Raw genomic sequence first — 4,551 nt, 5'->3', positions numbered from 1 at the left:
TAAACATTCGCTCCCGACTTACTTACCAATTTATGGCTATCGTAACGGCCATTCTGCTGTTTTTTTCGGTAGGTGTCTATTTTTTCAGTAAACTTTACCTCGAAAAGCGTTTTTTCAAACGCCTACAAGACCGTGCCGTAACGACCACTACCCTGCTCTTCGACCTCCAAACGGCTGATACTACGGTGCTGAAACTCGTCAACACTGCTGATAAAGAATTGTTGAGCGATGAAAGTATTTATGTCTATGACGAAAACCTGAAAAAACTTGTTTTTGCAAGCCAAGAACCCTATTCGGGCTTGTTTGAAGAGTTAATTCCAAGTATTCAAAAAGAAAGTAAACCCACATATTATTACGCTGGTTTTTACCAGACTCTTGGTATTCAACTCAAAAAGGGAACAGCCAGCTATTGGGTAATTGTGAGTGCCATTGACCGAAATGGCAAAGAGGCCCTTGAAGATTTACGCAAAATTCTGACAGTGATGGTATTGATTGGGCTATTGCTTTCAGGGCTTTCGGGCTGGTTTTTTGCCGATAAAGCACTCGCTCCGATGTCGGGTATTATCACGCAAGTAAACGAGATTTTCCCTGCCAATACCGAAAGGCGTGTCGAACACCCCAACCGCTCAGACGAGATTGGGCGTTTGGTAGCAACTTTTAATCAACTGCTCGACCGTATTCAAGAAGCATTTACGATGCAAAAAATGTTTATCGCCAATGTATCGCACGAATTGAAGAATCCGCTGACCAAAATTTATTCTCAAATTGATATTACGCTGCTCCAAAAACGCACACCAGAAGTTTATGAAGAAAGCCTAAAATCACTCCAAGAAGATACCCGAACACTTACACAATTGACCAATACTTTGCTCAATTTAGCCAATACCGTTGTCAATGCCGAAGCGATTCAACGCTTACCACTACGCATAGACGAACTTTTGTGGGAAGCTAAAAGTCAACTAAAAAAATGGCACGACAATTATGTGATAAACATTGATTTCAGCGATTTTCCCGAAGACGAAGAAGCTCTGATTCTTGAAGGAAATGAGGCTTCATTAAAAGTAGCCTTGATGAATCTGATGGATAATGCCTGTAAGTTTTCGGAGAATAACAGTGTTTTTGTGAGTTTTTCGGCTACTGTCAAAGAAATTAGGCTTTCGTTTATGAACAAAGGGCCTGTTATTCCGAAAGCCGATTTACCTTATATTTTCCGCCCCTTTTATAGAAGCAATGCCACCGCCAAAGCCACCAAAGGACATGGGGTTGGCTTGGCTATTGTCTCTCAAATCGTCAAACTCCACAATGGCGACATTAGCGTAGTTTCGAATATTGATGAAACTGTTTTTACTTTGGTGTTTCGGAAGTAAAAGTCCCCTCCTCCAATTTTAAGCTAAATTTAAAGTCGATTTAATTCGCCTTTAACCTTGACATTGTTGCTTTGTACCATAAACTTAAAATCATAATCAATTAAGCAAATGGAAACAACACAATCTAACAACAACGGACTTTTGAAAGTTATCATCGGTGTGATGGCAGGCGTATTAGCTCTTTTAGGCTATTTATTCATGGGTGCAAGAAACGAAACACTCGAACTTCAAAAATCATTGACATCGAAAGTAGAACAACTTTCATCTACACAAATCAAACTTGATTCTATCTCGAAATCATTAGATGAGAAAATTCTTGAAGTACAGAGCTTAGGCGGAAACGTAGCCGAATTAGAAGCTGTTAAAGCTCAGTTGGAAAACGATAAGAAAAAATTGAAAACTGACCTTAGCTTCTCAGTTCAAAAATACGAATCGAAAATCAAAGATTACGAATCATTCTTAGTTGCCAAAGACGATGATATTCGCAAATTGAAGGAAGAGAACGGTATGTTGGTAGCAAAAACTCAAACGCTCGAAACAGAAAAACAACAAGTTATCGTTGAAAATGCTGCTTTAAAAACTGAGAAAGAAGAATTATCTTCTACTTTGACTAAAACAGTTGATGATTTCACTACAAAAAATAACGATTTGAAGCGTCAGGTAACTTTGGCTTCGGCAATGAAAGCTATCAATGTTCAGGTTGCGGCTCTTTCATCAAAAGGTAAAGAACGTGATGGTGGTGCATACAAGGCTTCAAGAATCGACCAATTGAAAGTTTCTTTCATTATGCCTTCAAACCCAGTAGCAGCACAAAACAACAAAGACATTTACGTGCGTGTACTTGATGCCAACGGTGCAGTTGTAGAAAACGGAAATGGCGGAATTGTACAAGTGGATGGTAAAGAAATTGGTTACAGCTTCAAGCAAAGCGTACCGTTTGAAAACAACGACCAACGTGTTGACTTAGTATCGGGTAAAGGTGCAAGCTACACGAAAGGAAAATACAGCGTTGAACTTTACTCAGAAGGCTTCAAAATTGGTAAAGGAGCATTTGAAGTAAAATAAGTAGCCCTTTCAATTTAGTTTATATCAAAGACGGTTTGTGTTTTTCGGAACGCACTCCGTCTTTATTATTTCTTACCTAACTCACTGTTGTACAATTATTTACTTAACAATCCGCGATTATGAAACTAAACGATTTAAAAATATTTCTTTGGGATGTGGTGTTGATTGGTGCCGAAATATTCTCTAAAATAAGCAGTTTCGTTTTTAAGACTTTCCGCCAACACCCACTTTCTTATACTGCATTACTCTACTTATTCATTACGATGGCATTCTGCTATTATCCGATATTCGACCATTGGAGTGCAGGGTTTATCATGATGAGCCTACCACTGGCGGTCTTATCTGGACTTACGGCAGCGTGTTATTTACTCGTAAAAAAACAAAAAATCGTAGCCGCAACGGGTTTCATTTGGCTTTTACTAACCTTTCCGCTCATCAAACGTATGGTCGGAATCAATAACAACGAAATAAAACTCGAAGATGTTTCTGCCTTAAAAGTCTTGAGTTTCAATGGCGAGTGTTTTGATGAAAAACATAAAACCGACGAGCATTGGGCAAAACTACAGGCCGATATTGCTTGCTTTCAGGAATACTCGCCCAATAAAGAGATTGAGTCGCAGTATGCCAATAATATAGTAAATCTTACTGAATTTGACAAAAAAGGGCTTATTGGCCTGGCTATGTTCTCGCAATACCCTATTCTGAAACAATATACCAAAATATGGGACAGAAAAAACCAACCCAACATCAATGGCTATTTATGTGCCGATATTGCTTATAAAAATGATACCGTAAGGGTAGTAAACGTACATCTTTGGTCAATGGGCGTACGCATAAATTTGGCGATTGATGCTTTGAAAAAAGGACATATAAAAACCTTTGCCGTAGAATTGGCCGATAGTTTTGGGCGTTTGAAAGAAGGTTTTGAAAAGCGTGACGAACAAATGCGTGAGGTAGAATCTTATGTTTCGGGAAGTAAGTATCCAGTCATTATCTGTGGAGATTTCAACGAAACGCCTTTTGGCTATTCTTACGGAAAACTCAAATTAAGTTTCAAAAACGCCTTTGAAGAAGCTGGACAAGGCCTCGGTTTTACGCTGAATCGACAGCCATACTTTGCCCGAATCGACCAACAATTTGTGAGCCACGACTGGCACGTTGAATCATATAAAACTATTTCAAGCGTCGATTTCTCCGACCATTTTCCAGTAATGGCCAAATATGTGTTGAAGAAATCGCTGATAGAAACTCCCGCTTTAGTTGCCATCAAATAAAATAAAAATAGAACGCTGATTCTGATGATTTTTATGATTTATCAAGATTCTCATCATCGAATATCATAATAATTTTAAAAATCTGCGTTCTATATTTCTCAAACTTATTTAAACTTCACACTACTGAAATTTCCGTTTACCACAATCTTGCAATCAGCAGAACCTTTTCCGATTTTACCCGTATAATATTTTACTGGATTAAAATGATGGTTTTCTTTCTTAGCATCAACATCTGAGTTGGTCGTAAACGAAACTCCACGTTCGTTCGGATAACTAAAATCTCCGTAGTTAGCTTTCACCTCAAAATCATACGAAACATTATTGCTCAATACCAAATTTACGGGCGAATAACTGGCATTTAGGTTCAATTCTTTTACATTCCTGCCCAGCTCGCCTAATTTAAAACCTCCCGAAAACTCCAATTTCAGGTTCGATGATTCGTTGATAGTACCAATCATTCCGCTCGAATACGAGATTTTTGCGTTCAATTTCCCTACTTCTTTAATATCAATTTCGCCAAAGCTATTATTGAAAATCAAATCATCGGCACGCTCCATTTTTATACCCGAATACGATGCCTTCAATTTCCCGCCAGTCATCGACCGAATCGTTGAACCTTTACTAAACGACAGATTAATATCTGACTGCGGATTAGAAATATCTTCGGCAATCAATTTCCCATAACTTTGATTAACCATCAAAACCGATGCAAACGATGGCAGAAAAGTATTACCAAACGAATTCTTCACCTTCAGCACATTTCCTTTGGGCATAAATACCTTATAATCAATCTTCAAAGAGTTCTTTTCATTGCTTCCCCCTTTCCAATTCCACGTATTATTATT

The 4,551-nt window shown here is 38.3% G+C and carries 4 protein-coding genes; 3 read left to right on the top strand and 1 reads right to left on the bottom strand.

The features are described 5' to 3' along the window. The 3 genes from ACOVO2_RS07655 to ACOVO2_RS07645 all read left to right on the top strand — a co-directional run. A partial coding sequence (locus tag ACOVO2_RS07655; RefSeq protein ID WP_421769391.1) for a sensor histidine kinase occupies window positions 1-1,367 on the top strand: 1,367 nt, incomplete at its 5' end. A 108-nt stretch (window positions 1,368-1,475) separates the two neighbouring features. Then, window positions 1,476-2,432 (top strand): hypothetical protein, encoded by a 957-nt coding sequence (locus ACOVO2_RS07650; RefSeq protein ID WP_421769390.1) that lies wholly within the window; start codon window positions 1,476-1,478, stop codon window positions 2,430-2,432. Window positions 2,433-2,551: 119 nt separating this feature from the next. Beyond that, window positions 2,552-3,706 carry an endonuclease/exonuclease/phosphatase family protein gene (locus ACOVO2_RS07645; RefSeq protein ID WP_421769389.1) on the top strand — a complete coding sequence of 385 codons (1,155 nt, stop codon included), beginning with the start codon at window positions 2,552-2,554 and terminating at the stop codon, window positions 3,704-3,706. A gap of 104 nt (window positions 3,707-3,810) precedes the next feature. On the opposite strand, the gene ACOVO2_RS07640 is transcribed toward ACOVO2_RS07645, so the two are convergent. Next, window positions 3,811-4,551 (bottom strand): hypothetical protein (locus tag ACOVO2_RS07640; protein ID WP_421769388.1); only part of this gene is annotated, 741 nt, incomplete at its 5' end.

The organism is Emticicia sp. (genome assembly GCF_049241225.1).
In the GTDB taxonomy this organism is placed as follows: Bacteria; Bacteroidota; Bacteroidia; order Cytophagales; family Spirosomataceae; genus Emticicia.
This window is presented reverse-complemented; position numbering and strand designations above follow the sequence as displayed.